The 17,696-nt window shown below is 38.3% G+C and carries 20 protein-coding genes; 14 read left to right on the top strand and 6 right to left on the bottom strand.

What is annotated here, in order from left to right; genetic code table 11:
• The first annotated feature begins 32 nt into the window (after nt 1-32).
• The 8 genes from ung to F938_RS02845 all read left to right on the top strand — a co-directional run bounded on the left by ung (nt 33) and on the right by F938_RS02845 (nt 6,261).
• On the top strand, nt 33-746 hold the full coding sequence (gene ung, locus F938_RS02880) for a uracil-DNA glycosylase (RefSeq protein WP_004830983.1): 714 nt from the start codon (nt 33-35) through the stop codon (nt 744-746).
• On the top strand, nt 743-1,864 hold the full coding sequence (locus F938_RS02875; RefSeq protein WP_005029248.1) for an enoyl-CoA hydratase/isomerase family protein: 1,122 nt from the start codon (nt 743-745) through the stop codon (nt 1,862-1,864). The genes ung and F938_RS02875 overlap by 4 nt, the downstream gene beginning before the upstream one ends.
• A gap of 6 nt (nt 1,865-1,870) precedes the next feature.
• Nucleotides 1,871-2,395 carry a tRNA adenosine(34) deaminase TadA gene (tadA, locus tag F938_RS02870; RefSeq protein WP_005029246.1) on the top strand — a complete coding sequence of 175 codons (525 nt, stop codon included), beginning with the start codon at nt 1,871-1,873 and terminating at the stop codon, nt 2,393-2,395.
• Between the two features lie 86 nt (nt 2,396-2,481).
• Nucleotides 2,482-2,916 carry an SRPBCC family protein gene (locus F938_RS02865; RefSeq protein WP_004830980.1) on the top strand — a complete coding sequence of 145 codons (435 nt, stop codon included), beginning with the start codon at nt 2,482-2,484 and terminating at the stop codon, nt 2,914-2,916.
• A gap of 11 nt (nt 2,917-2,927) precedes the next feature.
• Nucleotides 2,928-3,617, top strand: coding sequence for a (d)CMP kinase (gene cmk / locus F938_RS02860; protein ID WP_004830979.1), 690 nt, complete (start codon nt 2,928-2,930; stop codon nt 3,615-3,617).
• Nucleotides 3,618-3,735: 118 nt separating this feature from the next.
• Nucleotides 3,736-5,412, top strand: coding sequence for a 30S ribosomal protein S1 (gene rpsA / locus F938_RS02855; protein ID WP_004830978.1), 1,677 nt, complete (start codon nt 3,736-3,738; stop codon nt 5,410-5,412).
• 159 nt (nt 5,413-5,571) lie between these two features.
• A complete protein-coding gene (locus tag F938_RS02850) occupies nt 5,572-5,874 on the top strand; it encodes an integration host factor subunit beta (RefSeq protein ID WP_004720793.1) in 303 nt (100 codons plus the stop codon).
• 21 nt (nt 5,875-5,895) lie between these two features.
• Nucleotides 5,896-6,261 carry a lipopolysaccharide assembly protein LapA domain-containing protein gene (locus F938_RS02845; RefSeq protein ID WP_004830977.1) on the top strand — a complete coding sequence of 122 codons (366 nt, stop codon included), beginning with the start codon at nt 5,896-5,898 and terminating at the stop codon, nt 6,259-6,261.
• A 73-nt stretch (nt 6,262-6,334) separates the two neighbouring features.
• On the opposite strand, the gene F938_RS02840 is transcribed toward F938_RS02845, so the two are convergent.
• Both F938_RS02840 and F938_RS02835 read right to left on the bottom strand, forming a co-directional pair.
• Complete coding sequence (locus F938_RS02840; RefSeq protein ID WP_005029240.1) at nt 6,335-6,652, bottom strand: AzlD domain-containing protein; 318 nt, start codon at nt 6,650-6,652, stop codon at nt 6,335-6,337.
• Between the two features lies 1 nt (nt 6,653).
• The gene (locus tag F938_RS02835) at nt 6,654-7,316 is read right to left on the bottom strand and encodes an AzlC family ABC transporter permease (protein ID WP_005029238.1); all 663 of its coding nucleotides are present in this window, start codon (nt 7,314-7,316) and stop codon (nt 6,654-6,656) included.
• Nucleotides 7,317-7,433: 117 nt separating this feature from the next.
• Between F938_RS02835 and F938_RS02830 the strand changes: the two genes are divergently transcribed.
• Both F938_RS02830 and pyrF read left to right on the top strand, forming a co-directional pair.
• Complete coding sequence (locus F938_RS02830; protein WP_004830974.1) at nt 7,434-7,982, top strand: helix-turn-helix domain-containing protein; 549 nt, start codon at nt 7,434-7,436, stop codon at nt 7,980-7,982.
• 103 nt (nt 7,983-8,085) lie between these two features.
• Complete coding sequence (gene pyrF, locus F938_RS02825; RefSeq protein ID WP_005029236.1) at nt 8,086-8,766, top strand: orotidine-5'-phosphate decarboxylase; 681 nt, start codon at nt 8,086-8,088, stop codon at nt 8,764-8,766.
• Between the two features lie 105 nt (nt 8,767-8,871).
• On the opposite strand, the gene F938_RS02820 is transcribed toward pyrF, so the two are convergent.
• Nucleotides 8,872-9,780: a LysO family transporter gene (locus F938_RS02820; protein WP_005029234.1), complete on the bottom strand. Its 909-nt coding sequence runs from the start codon at nt 9,778-9,780 to the stop codon at nt 8,872-8,874.
• 86 nt (nt 9,781-9,866) lie between these two features.
• Nucleotides 9,867-11,384 (bottom strand): flavin-containing monooxygenase, encoded by a 1,518-nt coding sequence (locus F938_RS02815; RefSeq protein WP_005029232.1) that lies wholly within the window; start codon nt 11,382-11,384, stop codon nt 9,867-9,869.
• A 154-nt stretch (nt 11,385-11,538) separates the two neighbouring features.
• Here F938_RS02815 and F938_RS02810 point away from each other — a divergent pair, with 154 nt between their 5' ends.
• Together F938_RS02810 and zapE are read left to right on the top strand one after the other, a co-directional pair.
• Nucleotides 11,539-12,549 carry a helix-turn-helix domain-containing protein gene (locus F938_RS02810; protein ID WP_005029229.1) on the top strand — a complete coding sequence of 337 codons (1,011 nt, stop codon included), beginning with the start codon at nt 11,539-11,541 and terminating at the stop codon, nt 12,547-12,549.
• Nucleotides 12,550-12,657: 108 nt separating this feature from the next.
• Nucleotides 12,658-13,812 carry a cell division protein ZapE gene (gene zapE / locus F938_RS02805; protein ID WP_005029227.1) on the top strand — a complete coding sequence of 385 codons (1,155 nt, stop codon included), beginning with the start codon at nt 12,658-12,660 and terminating at the stop codon, nt 13,810-13,812.
• 484 nt (nt 13,813-14,296) lie between these two features.
• Here the strand turns inward: zapE and F938_RS02800 are convergent, their stop codons facing one another.
• Both F938_RS02800 and F938_RS02795 read right to left on the bottom strand, forming a co-directional pair.
• Nucleotides 14,297-15,649 carry a TrkH family potassium uptake protein gene (locus F938_RS02800; RefSeq protein ID WP_004830967.1) on the bottom strand — a complete coding sequence of 451 codons (1,353 nt, stop codon included), beginning with the start codon at nt 15,647-15,649 and terminating at the stop codon, nt 14,297-14,299.
• An 8-nt stretch (nt 15,650-15,657) separates the two neighbouring features.
• Nucleotides 15,658-16,308: a potassium channel family protein gene (locus F938_RS02795; RefSeq protein WP_004830966.1), complete on the bottom strand. Its 651-nt coding sequence runs from the start codon at nt 16,306-16,308 to the stop codon at nt 15,658-15,660.
• Between the two features lie 234 nt (nt 16,309-16,542).
• On the opposite strand from F938_RS02795, the gene F938_RS02790 reads away from it, so the two are divergent.
• Both F938_RS02790 and F938_RS02785 read left to right on the top strand, forming a co-directional pair.
• The gene (locus F938_RS02790) at nt 16,543-17,088 is read left to right on the top strand and encodes a hypothetical protein (protein ID WP_005029222.1); all 546 of its coding nucleotides are present in this window, start codon (nt 16,543-16,545) and stop codon (nt 17,086-17,088) included.
• A 51-nt stretch (nt 17,089-17,139) separates the two neighbouring features.
• Nucleotides 17,140-17,637, top strand: coding sequence for a hypothetical protein (locus F938_RS02785; RefSeq protein WP_005029220.1), 498 nt, complete (start codon nt 17,140-17,142; stop codon nt 17,635-17,637).
• Nucleotides 17,638-17,696 lie beyond the last annotated feature (59 nt).

Genomic DNA, 17,696 nt, shown 5'->3' with positions numbered 1-17,696 from the left:
TTTTAGGAAATTAAAATTTAGGATGAAAGTTGATGCAATTGTCTGAACTCGAACAAACAAAACTAAATCAAGTTCGGTTAGATCAAAGTTGGAAAGAAGGCTTGGCTGATTTCCTATTAAGTCAGCAAATGGATGATTTGCGTTCTTTTTTAGTGGCTGAAAAAAATGCAAACAAAACCATATATCCACCAAGCTCGCTCATTTTCAATGCCTTAGACACGACGCCTCTTCCAAATGTGAAAGTGGTGATTCTTGGACAAGACCCTTATCATGGTCCTGATCAAGCGCATGGATTGAGTTTTTCTGTACAAAAAGGGGTGGCATTACCTCCGTCTTTACGCAATATTTTTCATGAACTGAATACCGATTTAGGTGTTCCAGTCTCACGACATGGTGATTTGAGTAAATGGGCGCAACAAGGTGTATTACTGCTTAATAGTGTATTGACTGTAGAGGCTGGGCAACCTACATCACATCAGAAACGTGGTTGGGAAAATTTTACCGATCATGTCATTGATGTACTCAATGAGCGAAGAGAGCATATTGTGTTTATCCTATGGGGTGCATATGCTCAGAAAAAAGGACAACGTATCGATCAGAACAAACACCTTGTATTAAAGGCTGCTCATCCATCTCCATTGGCAGCAAATCGTGGTGGTTTTTTTGGTTGTAAGGTTTTCTCTAAAACAAATAATTACCTGAAACAACATGGCATTGAGCCAATCGACTGGCAGCTGGACGCATGACAAATTCTCCCGAAATAAATAACTATCACCCTGATTTGATTATCGAAGAAGCGCAAAATGGTTGGCGCATTATTCGGTTAAATCGCCCTAAATCGCTTCATGCGCTGGATGAATCCATCGTTGCAGCACTATTGAAGCTGTTTGAAGATTTTCATGATGATGATGCAGTCAAGGCAATTTGGTTAGATTCAACTACACCTAAGGCATTTTGTGCCGGTGGTGATGTGCGTAAGCTTCGTCAATTGGTGATTAACAATGAAGTCGAAACTGCCAATCAATTCTTTGAAACGGAATACGCTTTAGATCTATTGCTGCATAACTATGCCAAACCTATTGTTGTTTGGGGTGAAGGTTATGTTATGGGTGGTGGTTTAGGCTTATTTATGGCTGCACCATTCCGTTTGGTGACGCCTTACTCTCGTTTGGCGATGCCAGAAGTGAATATTGGACTTTATCCAGATGTTGGTGCGACGCGATTCTTGGCAGATCGTGGTCCTATCGGATTATTTACTGGTTTAACAGGATCCATCATGACTGCTGCAGGTGGTTATGGAATTGGTTGGGCAACCCACATTTGTGATGCGCAACGTGATGTGGTGTTGCAAAAATTACTCGATATTGATTGGGATCATTATCCTGCTGGTGATTTCCGTGCTTTGGATGACACGCTAAATAGTTTACATCGCCCAGTTTCACCGGGTCCTCTACAAAACTCATTGGATGTAATCCATAGTGTTTGTCATGGTGTAAACTTTGAACAAGATTATGAAGCGATCATTGGTTTAAGCGATGCACGCAGTGACTGGTTGCGCCAAGCCAGTGAGAACTTACAAAAAGGTTCTCCAAGTACTGCTGCAATTACATGGTTATTATGGCAATGGGGACGCCAAGTTCATTCTTGGGCTGAAGTATTTGAGTTGGAAAAGCAAATTTCTGACTGGAAAATTCGTCATCCAGATTTTGTTGAAGGTGTGCGTGCGCGTTTAGTTGACAAAGATCTTTCTCCAGAGTGGGAAAAGGTTGAATCAAGAACGTTAAAAGGCATTCTTGGACACAATCCGCCGAAAACGACTATTGAAAGTTGGAATGTACTATTGACTCAATATGGCATTATCTAGTCTAAAATGACTGAATTGTCGCAGCAAAATGTTGATGAAAAATGGATGCAACTTGCTTTAGAGCAAGCTGCATTCGCAGCTTCCCTTGGTGAAATACCTGTAGGTGCAGTCTTGGTCAGTCAAGGCCAATTAATTGGCATGGGCTTTAACCAACCGATTGCACAACATGATCCTACTGCACATGCCGAGATTCAAGCACTCCGGCATGCTTGTCTCAATATTCAAAACTACCGACTTCCTGAAGATACCACTTTATATGTAACGCTTGAACCTTGCACAATGTGTGTAGGTGCGTTGATACATGCTAGGGTACATCGGGTTGTATTTGGTGCAGAAGAACCTAAAGCTGGTTCGCTCATCAGTAGCCGAAGGTTGTTGGAGACGGGTTACTACAATCATATATTTGAATATCAAGGTGGATGTTTGCAGCAACAATGTTCACTTCAATTGTCTAATTTTTTTAAAATGCGTCGTGAACAAAAAAAACAATTAAAGCAACAACAAAAGACCTTAAATGACACATTAAAATGATCTAGAATACGGGTGTTTTTAATGACAATTGATATTGTCAAAAATAAATGCGATAAAATATATGACCAGCATAAAAGGATACAATAATGAATTCTATTCAAGTAAAACAAGAGTTTGATGCACCAGTTGAACAGGTATTTGACTTACTGTCGAAACATGCAACCTACAATGTGGCATTTGCGCCTGTACAAGTGGTACGTGTAAAAGATGCGGCTGATCCTGAACGTCCAGATGGATTAGGGTCGATTCGTCGTATGGGATTTGGTCCGATTAAACCAATTCAAGAGCAAATCACGTATCTAGATGTCAATAAACGTATCGAATATAAGTTGATTAAGAATCCACTCATCAAACACCATATTGGAATTATTGAGTTTGAAGAGCTTTCACCAAATAAAACCCGTGTTAACTATACGATCGAATTACAAGCACGTGCACCTTTTGTGAGTAAATTAATACTTGCACAGCTTAAACTAGCGATTACACTTGGCTTTAAGAAACTTGCAAAGTCTGTAGCTTAATTGGAAATACAATGACAATTCAAATTATCACGATTGATGGACCGAGTGGTTCTGGTAAGGGAACACTGGCAGCAAAACTCGCAGATCATTATCAATTTCATCTCTTGGATTCTGGGGCGCTCTATCGTTTGCTTGGGTTGTCGTTACATCAAAAAGCATTGTTGGATACTTTGGATGATGTGGATACACTTCAACAAAGCGTTACAATTGCAATGCATTTGGATATTGTGTTTAAGACGACTGAAACGGGTACAACTATTTTACTCGATGGGGAAGATGTGACCCAAACCATCCGTACTGAACGGGTGGGGGAATTTGCTTCAAAAGTTGCTGCAATTCCAGCGCTTAGGGCGGCTTTGGTTGAACGTCAGCATGCATTTGCTCAAATGCCTGGTTTGGTTGCAGATGGTCGAGATATGGCGACTTCGATCTTTCCACAAGCGCAAGCTAAAATATATCTCACCGCATCGGCTGAGTCCCGTGCAGCACGTCGTGTAAAACAGTTGCAGGGAATGGGGCTGGATGTTAAAATAAGCGACATTTTAGCTAATATACAAGCTCGAGATAAGCGAGATATGGAACGCGCAGTCGCTCCACTCAAGCCAGCAGTAGATGCTTATATCATCGATAGTTCGGAATTGAACATTGATGAAGTATTTAAACTGATGACTGATTATGTCGATACTCATTTAGCTAAGTAACGAATATTTAATTAAATATTAGCAAAAGCATAGCTTGATCAGTTTCATATGGACTATGTAGATGCTTAACTAAACCGGCCTTGTCTGATCCAAGACCGCTGACTTTTCTAGGTATATCATGACCGAATCTTTTGCAGCCCTCTTTGAAGAAAGCGAATCAACTCTTAATATCGACAAAGGTGCCGTTATTAAAGGTATCGTTGTTAGCATCGACTCTGACTGGGTTACTGTTGACACTGGCCTTAAATCTGAAGGTGTTGTTGCACGCTCAGAATTCTTAAACGAACAACGTGAACTTGAAGTTCAAGTTGGCGACGAAGTTGATGTTGTTGTTGAAGCGCTTGACAACGGTATGGGTCAAACAGTTTTATCACGTGAAAAAGCGAAACGTGCTGAAACTTGGACTAAACTTGAAAAAATCTTTGAAGACGGCGAAATCGTTACTGGTGTTATCTCTGGTAAGGTTAAAGGCGGTTTCACTGTTGACATCGGTCCAGTTCGTGCATTCTTACCTGGTTCATTGGTAGACACTCGTCCTATCCGTGACACAACTCACCTTGAAGGTAAAGAGTTAGAATTCAAAGTAATCAAACTTGATGCTAAACGTAACAACGTTGTTGTATCTCGTCGTGCTGTTATGGAAGCTGAATCTTCAGCTGACCGTGAAGCGCTTCTTTCTCAATTGGAAGAAGGTCAAACAGTTACAGGTACAATCAAAAACCTTACTGATTACGGTGCATTCGTTGACCTTGGTGGTATTGATGGTCTTCTTCATATCACAGATATGGCTTGGAAACGTATCAAACACCCTTCAGAAGTTGTTGAAGTGGGTCAAGAAGTTACTGTTAAAGTACTTAAATTTGACAAAGAACGTAACCGTGTATCTTTAGGTCTTAAGCAATTAGGCGAAGATCCTTGGTTAGCGATCATGAACCGTTATCCTAAAGGTTCTATCGTTAAAGCGCGTGTAACGAACTTAACTGACTACGGTTGTTTCGCTGAAATCGCTGAAGGCGTTGAAGGTTTAGTTCACGTTTCTGAAATGGATCACACCAACAAAAACATCCACCCATCTAAAGTTGTTCAGATTGGTGATGAAGTTGATGTTATGGTTCTTGAAGTTGATGAAGAGCGTCGCCGCATTTCATTGGGTATCAAGCAAACTCGTGCGAACCCATGGGAAGAATTCTCTAAGTCACACGACAAAGGTGAAAAAGTTTCAGGTACGATTAAGTCAATCACTGACTTCGGTATCTTCATCGGTTTACCAGGCGGTATCGATGGTCTAGTTCACTTGTCTGATATTTCTTGGAACGAACAAGGCGAAGATGCCATCCGTCGTTACAAGAAAGGTGATACAGTTGAAGCTGTTATCTTGTCTGTAGATGCAGAAGGTAACCGTATCAGCCTTGGTATCAAGCAAATGAACAGCGATCCGTTCAATGACTTCTTAGCTGCTAACGAACGCGGTGCGTTGGTTAAAGGTACAGTAACTGCAGTTGACGCTAAAGGCGCTACTGTTAAGTTAGCTGACGAAGTTGAAGCTTCTTTGAAAGCATCTGAAATCAACCGCGATCGCGTTGAAGATGCAACTAAATTCTTAGAAGTTGGTCAAGAAGTTGAAGCTAAAATCATCAATGTAGATCGTAAATCACGTTCTATCAACTTGTCGATTAAAGCGAAAGACGAAGCTGAAGAGAAAGAAGCAGTAGCTAACTTGAAGACAGCTGCAAATGGTCAAGACAATGGTCCTAAGACTATTGGTGATTTGATCAAAGCGCAAATGAACCACTAAGTTATTGTTAAGAAGTATTATTTAATGTAATTAATTAATATTTTTTATTCAAATACTGTAAAAGGTAGCGTAGTATATGATGACTGCGCTACCTTTTTGTATTTAAAAAGGATATTATCTAGTGTATGTCAAATAGCATTAAAATTAATGAGGTCTTAAATGACAACTGAAGCACTTAATAAGTCTGACTTAATAGAAAGAATTGCTCTCAAGAACCCACATTTGGCAGAGCCATTGGTTGAAGAAGCAGTAAAAATTATGATTGATCAAATGATTGCATCATTGTCTTCAGATGATCGTATTGAAATTCGTGGTTTTGGTAGCTTTGCACTACACCACCGTGAGCCGCGTGTAGGTCGTAATCCTAAAACAGGTAAGTCTGTAGAAGTTGCAGCGAAAGCAGTGCCGCACTTTAAGCCTGGTAAAGCATTGCGTGATGCAGTAAACGAATCTGCTAACTAATAAAATTCGAATGGGGTGATTATGCGCTATTTCTTAGTTGCATTACTGTTGGTGGTATTTGGCTATGCTTTAGCATTAGTCCTACAAAATCCTGCTGAACTACCAGTAGACTTGTTGTTTACTCAGGTACCAGCAATGCGTTTAGGGCTATTACTATTATTGACTTTAGTCCTCGGAATTGTTCTTGGATTGTTGCTTGGTGTACAGGTTTTCCGTGTATTCCAAAATGCTTGGGAAGTTAAGCGTCTTCGTAAAGATATTGATCATCTCAGAAAGGAACAAATTCAGACTGCGCAATTGGCTGCTGCTGAAGCTGCTGCAAATGCTCGTCATGAAAAGACGGTATTAGATATTCAACCTGAAAACAAGAATTCTAATCCTCTTTAATCATTATGCTAAAAAAGCGCTTTATCTCACTGGTAAAGCGCTTTTTGCTTTCTTATTGATTCTTAAAATCGTACTACTTGATCAAGCGAAACACAGTAGTAACAAGCGTAGATACGAGAATAATACTGATCAGCGAATAATTTTTCCAAATTAGATACAAACCGACAGCGACACCGATAATTTTAGCAAAATCAGTCGATTCGTTGCCTTCAAAAAAAGTACTCAAGATTGCAATCGAAAAAAGTAAAGTGGTTGCTGCATCATTAAACAATTGTTCTTGCTGTTTACTGATCGAAAAATAATGATTAAATGCCAAGCCTGAGTAGCGAATTAGGTATGTGCCACCTGCAAGAATCATAATACCAATTAAAATAATCATTTGTTGATTCATGTTATTTTCTTCCTGCAATTAGACCCAACAAGGACATGAGTATTGGGATTCCAGTTGGAAGAAAAGGAACTGTTGCTAAACTTATTATTGCACCTGTGATTGCGGATCTCCGTGTTGATTTTCGCTTTAATGCCTTGAATGTAAGTGCAAACAGCACTACAGGAAAAATCGTATCGATTCCTAAAAGTTTTGTATACTCTAGCTGGCTTCCCATAAGATAACCTATCAATACGCCTAAGGGCCAAGTCAGCAAAATTCCCATTCCACAAAGCCAATATGCACTTCGTTTTAGAATGTCTGTTGATTGTGTAAGCCCGAATAATACACTTTCATCATTCATGATATGACTTGCAAAAAACTTAAACTTATTATTTTCAATAAAATGATGTACAGCTAAACCAAATGGGAGGTGGCGAAGATTGATTAAAAGCCCAGCAATTGCAGCAGTAATTGGGCTGCTCCCAGAAGCGATCATGCCAATAAATGTAAATTCAGCAGCACCTGCCAGTACGCAACTTGATAGAAGCAATGGAATCCAGATTGGCAGGTGATAGTTGACAGCAAGTGAGCCTAAGGAAACACCAATTAATCCTGTGGCTATACAAATAATCACAATAGATTTGACAAGAGGTCTAGGTAAGCTTTTAATTTCTTTATACTTCATCAGATTCAGCCTGAATTTAGAGTGTAGGATTGTTCGATATAATGAACAGTCATTTGTTATAATAGTTTGATTGTGATTGTTCGTCAAATCGAACGATCGTATTTTTTGAGTGAAATAATGACGATACCTATTGAAATCATTGCAACCAATTTACAAAGAGAACGAAAAAGTGCAGCCTTGTCCTTAGGAGAGGTTGCAAGACGTGCAGGCATCGCGAAATCTACACTCTCTCAGCTTGAGTCTGGACAGGGTAATCCTAGTCTGGAAACATTATGGGCATTATGTGTGGCTTTAAATATTCCTTTTGCTAAACTGGTAGAGGTACAAACACAATCATCGCAAGTTATTCGCTATGGAGAAGGTGCTTCTGTAACTTCTGAAATATCGAATTATCAAGCAGTCTTGTTAGCAACATGTCCACCGAATGCAAGACGTGATGTGTATATTTTAACGACTCAACCAGGAGAACCTCGTTGTAGTCAACCGCATCCCGTAGGGAGTGTAGAGCATATTATTATCATGCAGGGATCAGCGAAAGTAGGTTTGGTCAATGCTTATGAAGTTCTAAAAGCTGGTGATTATATGTCTTATCCAGCAGATCAAGCGCATATCTTTGAAGCACTCGAGCAAGATACACGTGCAATTCTAATTTCTGAACAGAGATAGTGCATTTTGCAATGTTAAAACTGGGTTTTTTAGTGAAGTCGGTTTTCTGCTTCTCCTAATCACTTTATAATGTGCCAAATTTTATGTGATGGAATGAAGATCCGTGAGTATTATTGTTGCCTTAGATGCAAAAAGCCAATATGACGCCCTAAAAATTGCTGATCAGCTCGATCCATCACTATGCCGTTTAAAGGTGGGTAAAGAACTATTTACTCATGAAGGTCCAAGTGTCGTTAAAGCATTGCATGATAAAGGCTTTGAAGTATTTTTGGACTTGAAATTTCATGATATTCCAAACACGACTGCTCAGGCAGTATGTGCTGCGGCTGACTTAGGCGTATGGATGGTGAATGTGCACGCTTCTGGTGGTCGTAAGATGATGGAGACCTGTGTAGAGCGTTTAAAAGCAGGTAATTATTCTACACAACTGATCGCTGTAACTGTTTTGACCTCAATGGGGCGTGAAGATCTACGAGATATTGGTTTAGATATAGAACCTTTTGAGCAAGTGAAGCGTCTTGCCAAACTCACTCAAGACAGTGGTTTGGATGGTGTAGTCTGTTCTGCACAAGAAGCAAAAATGTTACGCCAAGAGCTAGGTGCAGAATTTGCGCTTGTTACACCTGGGATTCGCCCAGCAGGTGCAAATGCAGACGATCAAAAACGTATCGTTACACCTAAACAAGCGATGCTTGATGGTTCGACACATTTAGTCATTGGTCGACCGATTACTCAATCGGAAAATCCAAGCCAAACACTTCAAGATATTCTCGCAACGCTTTAAAAAGTAAACCCTCTTTCAATATTGAAAAGAGGGTTATTTTTGGTTGCATTATAAAGAACATTTTAATCTAACGATGTATGAAAAACATTCGAAATTATAAATCGTTTAAAGTGCTGCCAATATGCTGACCGCAATTGGAGCAAGTACAGACAGGACAAAACCACTGACCATCGCATGTGGAATAAAGTCATTGCCGCAGGCTTGTTTTACCATAGGTAATGTGACATCCATTGCTGTTGCACCAGCTGAAGAAATTGCAGATCGTGGGTAACGCCATCCAATCAGATACATAAATAAAATTGCAAATATTTCTCTAAATAAATCATTCATTAAAGCCACACTACCTAAGTGAGCGTTCTTTAATTCTGTTACTACAATCCCAGTCATAGAATAGAAACCATAACCTTGCGATAACATGATTAAATCTCTCATACTGATGCCTTGTATCAAGAAAAATGAAGCGATTGCACCAAAGAGTGAACCGATTACACATGCCAAAGGAACCAGCATGATTTTCCAATTTAACCAAGAACGATCCAGTGGTGAATAAGCTAGATCCAAACCGATCAACAGCATATAAACTAAAAGTAGGTTCCATGTACTGATATGTAAAGGTAAATCAGCAGCATGTGCAAACTCAGCCAGTGCATAACCGATTGCCAAAGCGACAAAGGCATAACTAATATTTAATAACGAACCGAGCAATAACTCAGCAGAGACTTTACCTTGGGCGGGTTTAAATCCAATCGCTTTAAACACGATGTAGCAACAGATAAAAGCACCCAATGATGTGGTTAATGCGATCGTCAGGGCGCTGGTTAATATTTGTGCAGGACTGGCAATATTGTGAATGGTCTGAGAAAATTCGATGGCAATCGCAATCAGTAAAATATAAGTGAAATAAGGTAATATCTTGAACGCGATTTTTTCAATAATTTGAGGAATTCTTCGAGCGAGAATAAATCCTAAAAACAAGCAAAATAATAGTTGAAAAATTAACCAAAGCGATTGCATAAAAAATAGATAGGCAGTGAAAACCTATCTATTATAGCGAAGCTTTTAAAAGCTGCTTGCAATATTATGTCCTGATTATCAAAAAATTATGCGGCTTGAGATTTGGCTTGAAGTTTTTGTTTGTTTCCTAACAGTCTAAAATCACTCGGATTAAGCTTGCGTGTTTCTAACCAAAACTTCCAGGTATATGTAGGCCAAAGCGCAAAGTTTTTACCGCCATCCTGTTGATACCAACTCACACAACCTGACTGCCAAACGGTACCTTCAAGTTGCTTTTGAACTTTTTCATTAAATTGATCTTGAATTTCTGCTTTAACGACAACAGCTTGCGTTTGGGTTTTTTGCACCATTTGAATCAATTGTAAAATATAATTGACTTGGGATTCGATCATGAAAATAACAGAGTTATGCCCTAATACAGTATTCGGTCCAAGTAATTGGAATAGATTTGGAAAGCCTTTGGTAATGACACCATAGTAGCTTTCTGCGCCATCTTTCCAAGCTTGTTTTAATTCAAGACCATTTTCCCCATAGCAATCAAAAGATTTTAAGTAAATGCGTGGATCAGTAATAAAACCAGTACCATAGATTAAACAATCAATTTGGCGTGCTTTACCATCTTTCGTGATGATGCTGTCTTCCGTTATTTCTTGAATAGCATCAGTAATCAGTTCAACATTGTCACGATTGAAAGTTGGAAAATATTTATTTGAAATAAGGATGCGTTTACAGCCCATAACATAATCAGGAATGAGTTTTTTCGCTGTTTGTTGATCTTTGACTTGGAATTTAATGAAGGCTTCAGCAAGTTTTTGACCGTATTTCATGATTTGTGGTTTAACAATAGGTACTACACGCGACTCATTCGACCAATATAAACGGGCACGATGTAGTTTTCTAAACCATTCAAAGCGCTGAAATAGCTTTTTATCAAGCGTATTGTAGGCACGCTCATCACGTGGGATTACCCAAGCAGGTGTCCGTTGTAATACATAGAGATTTTTGACTTTGGCAGCGATTTCAGGAATGTACTGAATTGCACTTCCTCCAGTCCCAATGGAGGCAACATTCTTTTGATTTAGATTATATTTATGGTTCCATTGAGAGGAGTGAAACACTTCACCTTTAAATTTTTCAATGCCTTTAATCTGTGGAATTTGTGGAACATGCAGAGGACCAGATGCAAAAATAACAAATTGTGCATCAATTTGCTGACCATTTTTTAATGCTAAATGCCAATTAAACTGATCTTCGTCATATTGTGCAGAAATCACTTCTTGGTTAAATTGAATATATTTTTTTAAATCATATTCTTGAATCAAATCTTGGATATAATCAAAAATCTCAGGTGCTTCCGCATAACGTTTTGACCAATCAGTTTTGGGGGCGAATGAAAGTGAGTACATGTGCGATTGAACATCACAAGCAGCACCAGGGTACTGGTTTTCACGCCAAGTACCGCCCACATCATTGGCTTTTTCAAGGATAATGAAGTCATGGATATTGGCTTGTATTAAGCGAATTGCCATGGCTAATCCCCCAAAACCTGCTCCAATAATTGCAACTTGTGTTGATTTTGCTTTAACCGCAGATGTTGTACTCATTTTTCTTTACTCTGAGTTTTCCAGTTTTGCATAGAATATAGAAATTGTAGAATTTGAAATATGATTGCACTGACATGAAAATTGATATATTCGGCAATTTCCAAAAAGTTGACTTTGTAGTAAAAAGTTTGGGTGAAAATGAAATGATGATGAAATGAAGCGATCGATTCTCGGTTTAATGTATTTAATTCACGGTATGCGTAATGCGGGAATTGATGTTGACTCACGTCTTGCAAGTGTCGGGATTAAAGCTGATGCACTTGATCCGAGTTCAATTATTCATCCCAGTTTAGAGTGGGATATTCAGAAAATTATCGGTCAAGGTGTACAGCCTGAAACAGGTTTATTCATTGGTCAGCATTATTCTCTAGCAGGATATGGTCCTTTATTGATGCTATTGGTGACTTGCAGTAATGTCGGTGATGCAATTCAAAATGGGATTCGTTATCAAGGTTTGACTTATCTGTATGGAGTACTTGGACTTGAAAAAGGCCATCATCAAATTGCACTGACTTATCAACCAGTGGATTTGGAAACCGAAATGGGTTTACTTCGGGCGCAATGTGAAATTTCAGGGACCTATAAATTTCTTGACGATATTTATAAAATGATGGGATTAACTGCACCAAGTGTCAGAATTGAATTACCGTTTCAGCAACCTCAAGATCCCAGTATTTTAAAACAATACCATGATTATTATGGTTCAGATTTACACTTTAATTGTGATAACGCTGCATTTTGGATTAATGAAGATGTGATGCAATTGCCCATACCTTCAGCTGATCCCATTACCCATCGGGTGTATGAGGCAAAATGTATTGCTGAAATTGAGCGTTTAAATGCTGAGGAACAGAAAGTTGCTCCGCTGATTCAACGTGTCAATGATTATTTGGAATTACAACAAGGTGTTATTCCATCGATGGCTGAGGTTGCACAGGCTTTAAATGTTCCTGAGCGTACCTTGCGCCATCAGTTGCAACAATTGAATACCAGCTATAAACAGATTCGAGAGCAGTTAATTAAACATAAAGCTTTACGTTTGATTGAATACAAAGAGTATTCGATTGAAGTGATTGCCGAATTGTTAGGCTATTCAGAACCCGCGGCATTTAATCATGCGTTTAAGCGTTGGTTTGGACAAAGCCCGCGACAGTACGGTAAATAAACAGGTGGTGTTAAAATGAAATACAGTATCGAAATTATGCCAAAGTTTTATTTATCAAAAATGAATCTTCGATATACTTCCTTTAGCCTTTAAAAGTAACAATACGATATGTTATTAGATCAGAATAGAACTTCCTCAACAGCATTTACTCCCGTTTCACCTGCTGAGCGTTATGCCAAAGCATTATCCTCTGGGCAATTTTTACCAGATGATGCTCAAGCACAAGCAGTACATGAGCTGGAACGTGTATGGCAAGAGCTGATTAATCGTTATAAAGCTTCAAAAAAGGCTTTTCGTCGTTTCCGTCGCCAAACAGCGCCAAAAGGGGTTTATATGTGGGGTGGCGTTGGACGAGGGAAAACATGGTTAATGGATCAATTCTACGAGTCCATCCCATTTCGTCGTAAAACACGCATGCATTTTCATCACTTTATGCAATTTGTTCATAAAGAACTTAATAAATTATCTGGGCAGCGTAATCCTTTGGATATTGTGGCAGATCAGATTTACAAAGAAGCGGTTGTTATTTGCTTTGATGAATTTTTTGTGTCCAATGTGACTGATGCAATGATTTTGAGTGACTTGTTCCAGAAATTGTTCACTCGTGGCATTACTTTAGTAGCAACCTCAAATATTGCGCCAGATGGCTTATACAAAAATGGTATCCATCGAGATCGTTTTATCCCAACCATTGAAATGGTGAAAACCCATTGCGTCGTTTTAAATGTAGATGCTGGGGTAGATTATCGTTTACGAGTATTGAAACAGGCACAATTGTTTAAAGCGCCGCTAACCGATGATCATAAAGTGTGGATGGCAAAACGTTTTAGTGCTTTGACAGCTTCACAGACGGTGTCGGAAGAACCTATTACGATTAATAATCGTATTGTTGAAACTCTGGGACATACTGAAGATGTATTATGGTGTGATTTCAGAGAGCTATGTATGAAGCCGCGTAGCCCATCTGACTTTATTGAAATTGCAAATATTTATAATACTGTTCTTGTGAGTAATGTACCGCATTTGACTGATTTGCTTTCAGAAGGAACACGTCGTTTTATTTATTTGGTCGATGAGTTTTATGATCGTGGAGTAAAATTATTATTAACTTCTGAAGATTCAATTATTGAAATTTATCAAGGTGAAAAGCTTGCCTTTGAAATTGAGCGTACACGTTCGCGTTTGCTAGAAATGCAGTCTGATGAATATTTACAGTCTGAACATCGTCTGATTAAAGGCAACAGTGAATTAGAAGTTGAATAATTGATTTATGTATGTAAAAAGCGATCTTGGTCAACAAGATCGCTTTTTTATGCAAGCTATAGTCAAACCGCCTGATTATTCATACAAGTGATTTGGATGATTCGTTTATTTTGTACTTTTGAATCATAAACAGTCTTGCTATCACGAGGCGACATGGATGTCGCCATGTTGAGCGGGGGGATGAGGATGTACCCCTCGCTCAACGGAAGATTTTTGTTACTTTTCATCTCTGAAAAGTAAAGTATCGCCTACGCAAAACAATTTAAACTTTAGAGCTAAAGCGTGGCAGTGTTAGCTTTATATCATTAAACAATATATTGATCGTTTTAATTTTATTGATCAAGAGAAATGATATTCTACTGTATGAATTTTTCAACAGATTGACTATATAAATAAAACTTCAAGCTCAATATTTTCCCATCCGCATAAGCTGATGGGCATGTATTGAATGATTCTTTAGACACTTCGTCTGCAAAGATAGAAGTTAGCCCACTTGAATTTCTGTAGTAGGGTGGCGCACACGACTTTTATTCGGGGTTGCAATCAAATAAGCTAATGTAAGAGGACCTAGACGTCCAGCAAACATGAGACAAATTAAGGCAATTTGACTGCCTGCATGCAGATTTTCAGTTATCCCTCGCGATAAACCAACAGTGCATGCTGCGGAGACCGCTTCAAATAGTAAATCTAAAAACTTTTTATCTGGTTCAAGGATCAATAAAGTAAAAAAACCAATCAAAATCAAAAGAGAAGTGATGGCTATGACTGCAAGGGCTTTAAATGTAGCTTGATGAGAAACAGAATGACCAAAAACTGTAATTTCATCTGAACGTTTTAAAAAAGTGATGACACTTAAAATCATAATGATAAAAGTACCCACTTTGATCCCACCCGCAGTACTGAGCGAACCACCACCAATAAACATTAGCACCATGGTGATTAAGGTAGAAGCATTGCTCATACTGCTGACTTCCAAACTGTTAAAGCCTGATGAACGAGGAACTGTTGCATGAAACCATGCGTTAAGTGCTTGGTCACCAAAAGACATAGGTGCAAGTGTGAGTGGATTAGATGCTTCAATCGCCCAAATCACGATAAACGCAAACAGATTGAGCCCAGCAATGGTCGACAGAATTAGTTTGCTGTTGGTTGAAAGTTTCTTCCAGCGTTTGGCTTTCTTAATGTCCATCAATACAACAAAACCAATACCACCAATGATATATAACATACTGATGGTAAAGGTCACCATGTACTGATCTGAGAAACTCATTAAGCTGTTGGGGAATAGTGAGAATCCACCATTGTTAAAAGCAGAAATACTATAAAATAGGGCATAGAAGAAAGCGTGTTCTAGGTCATAATGATGCGACCATGCCATGGTCAGAATACCCGTACCAATCGCTTCAAAAAATAATGAATAGAGAAAAACACCTTTAACAGTAAAAGTTGCTCTTGCTAAACTGGTTTGCCCAATGGTTTCTTGCGCCATAATTTGCTGTTTGAGCCCAATCTTGGACGATAGACTTAGTGCAGCGAGGATTGCGAAGGTCATAAATCCCAGACCACCACATTGAATCAAGATCATAACCACCACTTGACCGAAAGTGGTCAGTGATTCACCGATATTCACGACTGACAGCCCTGTGATCGTTACTGCGGATGTCGCAGTAAAGAGGGCATCCACCCAAGTCAAATCACCTTGATGGGCAAAAGGAAGTTTGAGCAACACTGTTCCAATAATAATAAAACTCAGAAAACCTAAAGCGAGTAAGCTTGGAGGGCTGAGATTGATACTGTTGTGTTGCTTGTTGATCAGTTCTTTTTTAGATAAACGCATAGTTATAACTATAAGAAGCGAATCGAAAATTGTCTGAGCATTTCTACAGGTCCTTCAAGAATTAAAATGTCTTTTTCCTGTAAAATTGTGCCAGGTGCAATATCATAGAGAACATGAGATCCACGTTGTAACAATAAAGTGGTGAGTTCTGGGGTATTTTCCATGACAGTTTGAAACTGAGCGCCTTGTAAGTTCGCACCAATTTCAATTTTTACGATATAACGATCATTATTGAGCGCCATATAGCGTCTGACCATCGGATAGCTTAAAGACTGGGCAACACGGATTCCCATATCTTCTTCAGGGTGAATGATTTTACTGATTCCCAAATGCGATAAAATCATGTGGTGGGATTTAGATTTGGCTTTGACAAAAATCTTTTCAATACCCAGGTTTTTGAGATGAAGTACGCACAAAATACTGGCTTCAATATCTTCTCCAATTGCAACTACAACAGCATCGCAATTTTTGATATTGAGTTCATCTAAAACATGTTCATCTGTTGCATCTGCAATGACGGCATGACTGATTTTATCTGCAATGTTTTCTACATTTTTCTTTAATGTATCAATACCAATCACATCATGGTTTAAGTTGGTGAGTTCAAGCGCAACAGCTTCACCAAAACTACCTAAACCGATAACAGCGAACTGCGCCATTCTACAAAATCCTTATCTCAGCACTGAAATTGTGTGAGCATTATCATCTTCAATTTTTATATATTTTATATTTAAAGTATTCAATCGCCAATCTCGAAACCTTGAATATAAACTGATATATGTAAATAAAACCTGAATTATGTCATAAAACCTTCAAATGAGTTAGCTATGCTCAGTCAAGGTATACAAAATTGATCCTCATCAAGATTTAGTTCTTTAAGTAAGTATAAGAAAATGGACGATAAAAAAATTTATAAAATACTCCAACATTGGTTCCCTGAATTGAAGCAAAGGGATATACCAAAAAAGAAGTATCGTAAAAGTTTTGAAGAGTTTCTGGATTGGATGGCTGCTGAAAAATTCGGTGGTCGTTTTCGTGCGTATTTGATGAAAATAGATCGCATGGAATTTCATGAAAATCAGATTGAGCGAAGTGCGGTATTTCATGAATATGCCGTTGATGGTCTAGGTATTCAAAGTACCATTCGTCAAAGAGCTCAACCTTTATTTGATCATTATGAATTGCATAAAGATGTTATTGGGCGTTATTATAATGTGCAAGATCAAGTCTATGATATTGTATTTGAAGAAATATTAACCGAAGCAAAACAACATCAGCATGAGTTGCTTCTGATCTACGCTGAAGATTATTATTGGTTAATTGTCCCCAACCATGAGCATAAAATCGAAAAATTCTGTAAACATTTTAATAAACAATTTCATGATGAAGATGTCAGTATAGAGCACTATGCATTATTTGATTGTTCTAGATCGACTTGAGGTTTAAATTTGCTTTTCACTACGCTAACAATAATATGATGAGAGATTATAATGCCACATAAAATATACCCACTTCTACAAGCAACTGTTGCTGAATTAAAGACACAACCCATTCCAGTAGACGGTGAATTCGATTCTTTTGATGAATGGATCAATGAACAGCATGGTTTCCTACATTATTTTGAATTAAAAGATTATTATGATAATGGAATTGAAGATAACTTTTATTTTAAAAAGCACAATGTTGACACTGAACAATTGCAAAATGAAATTGAAAGTGCCGTTGGGGAACTCTTTGAACAATTTGAAGATGCTGATGATGTTTCATTTGAAGACCAAATGGATGTGATGGAACGTACAGAGGAAATTATTTTTGATGCGATTAAAAAAGTAGCCAACCAATACAAGTTATCATTATTAGTGGTTTATCGAGAGAATCCATATTGGATGTTGCTACCTACGCAAGATGAAGATCAATTGATTCAAATTGCAGATGCTTTTAATGAGGCATTTAATGATGATGGTGATTTAAATATGGTCGTATATTGAGTATAGGTCACTTTATTGTATGATTGTTTTAAATATTTGATCTATATGTTTTAACTTCT

This window comes from Acinetobacter bereziniae LMG 1003 = CIP 70.12 (genome assembly GCF_000368925.1).
GTDB classification, from domain to species: Bacteria; Pseudomonadota; Gammaproteobacteria; order Pseudomonadales; family Moraxellaceae; genus Acinetobacter; species Acinetobacter bereziniae.
Note: the sequence above shows the minus strand (reverse complement) of the source record. Positions and strands in the feature narration are given on the sequence as shown.

Excerpts from the sequence above, each read along its gene's own strand:
- ung (WP_004830983.1), top strand. The coding sequence starts at position 33 with ATGCAATTGTCTGAACTCGAACAAACAAAACTAAATCAAGTTCGGTTA.
- F938_RS02875 (WP_005029248.1), top strand. The coding sequence starts at position 743 with ATGACAAATTCTCCCGAAATAAATAACTATCACCCTGATTTGATTATC.
- tadA (WP_005029246.1), top strand. The coding sequence starts at position 1,871 with ATGACTGAATTGTCGCAGCAAAATGTTGATGAAAAATGGATGCAACTT.
- F938_RS02865 (WP_004830980.1), top strand. The coding sequence starts at position 2,482 with ATGAATTCTATTCAAGTAAAACAAGAGTTTGATGCACCAGTTGAACAG.
- cmk (WP_004830979.1), top strand. The coding sequence starts at position 2,928 with ATGACAATTCAAATTATCACGATTGATGGACCGAGTGGTTCTGGTAAG.
- rpsA (WP_004830978.1), top strand. The coding sequence starts at position 3,736 with ATGACCGAATCTTTTGCAGCCCTCTTTGAAGAAAGCGAATCAACTCTT.
- F938_RS02850 (WP_004720793.1), top strand. The coding sequence starts at position 5,572 with ATGACAACTGAAGCACTTAATAAGTCTGACTTAATAGAAAGAATTGCT.
- F938_RS02845 (WP_004830977.1), top strand. The coding sequence starts at position 5,896 with ATGCGCTATTTCTTAGTTGCATTACTGTTGGTGGTATTTGGCTATGCT.
- F938_RS02840 (WP_005029240.1), bottom strand. The coding sequence starts at position 6,652 with ATGAATCAACAAATGATTATTTTAATTGGTATTATGATTCTTGCAGGT.
- F938_RS02835 (WP_005029238.1), bottom strand. The coding sequence starts at position 7,316 with ATGAAGTATAAAGAAATTAAAAGCTTACCTAGACCTCTTGTCAAATCT.
- F938_RS02830 (WP_004830974.1), top strand. The coding sequence starts at position 7,434 with ATGACGATACCTATTGAAATCATTGCAACCAATTTACAAAGAGAACGA.
- F938_RS02820 (WP_005029234.1), bottom strand. The coding sequence starts at position 9,780 with ATGCAATCGCTTTGGTTAATTTTTCAACTATTATTTTGCTTGTTTTTA.
- F938_RS02815 (WP_005029232.1), bottom strand. The coding sequence starts at position 11,384 with ATGAGTACAACATCTGCGGTTAAAGCAAAATCAACACAAGTTGCAATT.
- F938_RS02810 (WP_005029229.1), top strand. The coding sequence starts at position 11,539 with ATGAAGCGATCGATTCTCGGTTTAATGTATTTAATTCACGGTATGCGT.
- zapE (WP_005029227.1), top strand. The coding sequence starts at position 12,658 with ATGTTATTAGATCAGAATAGAACTTCCTCAACAGCATTTACTCCCGTT.
- F938_RS02800 (WP_004830967.1), bottom strand. The coding sequence starts at position 15,649 with ATGCGTTTATCTAAAAAAGAACTGATCAACAAGCAACACAACAGTATC.
- F938_RS02795 (WP_004830966.1), bottom strand. The coding sequence starts at position 16,308 with ATGGCGCAGTTCGCTGTTATCGGTTTAGGTAGTTTTGGTGAAGCTGTT.
- F938_RS02790 (WP_005029222.1), top strand. The coding sequence starts at position 16,543 with ATGGACGATAAAAAAATTTATAAAATACTCCAACATTGGTTCCCTGAA.
- F938_RS02785 (WP_005029220.1), top strand. The coding sequence starts at position 17,140 with ATGCCACATAAAATATACCCACTTCTACAAGCAACTGTTGCTGAATTA.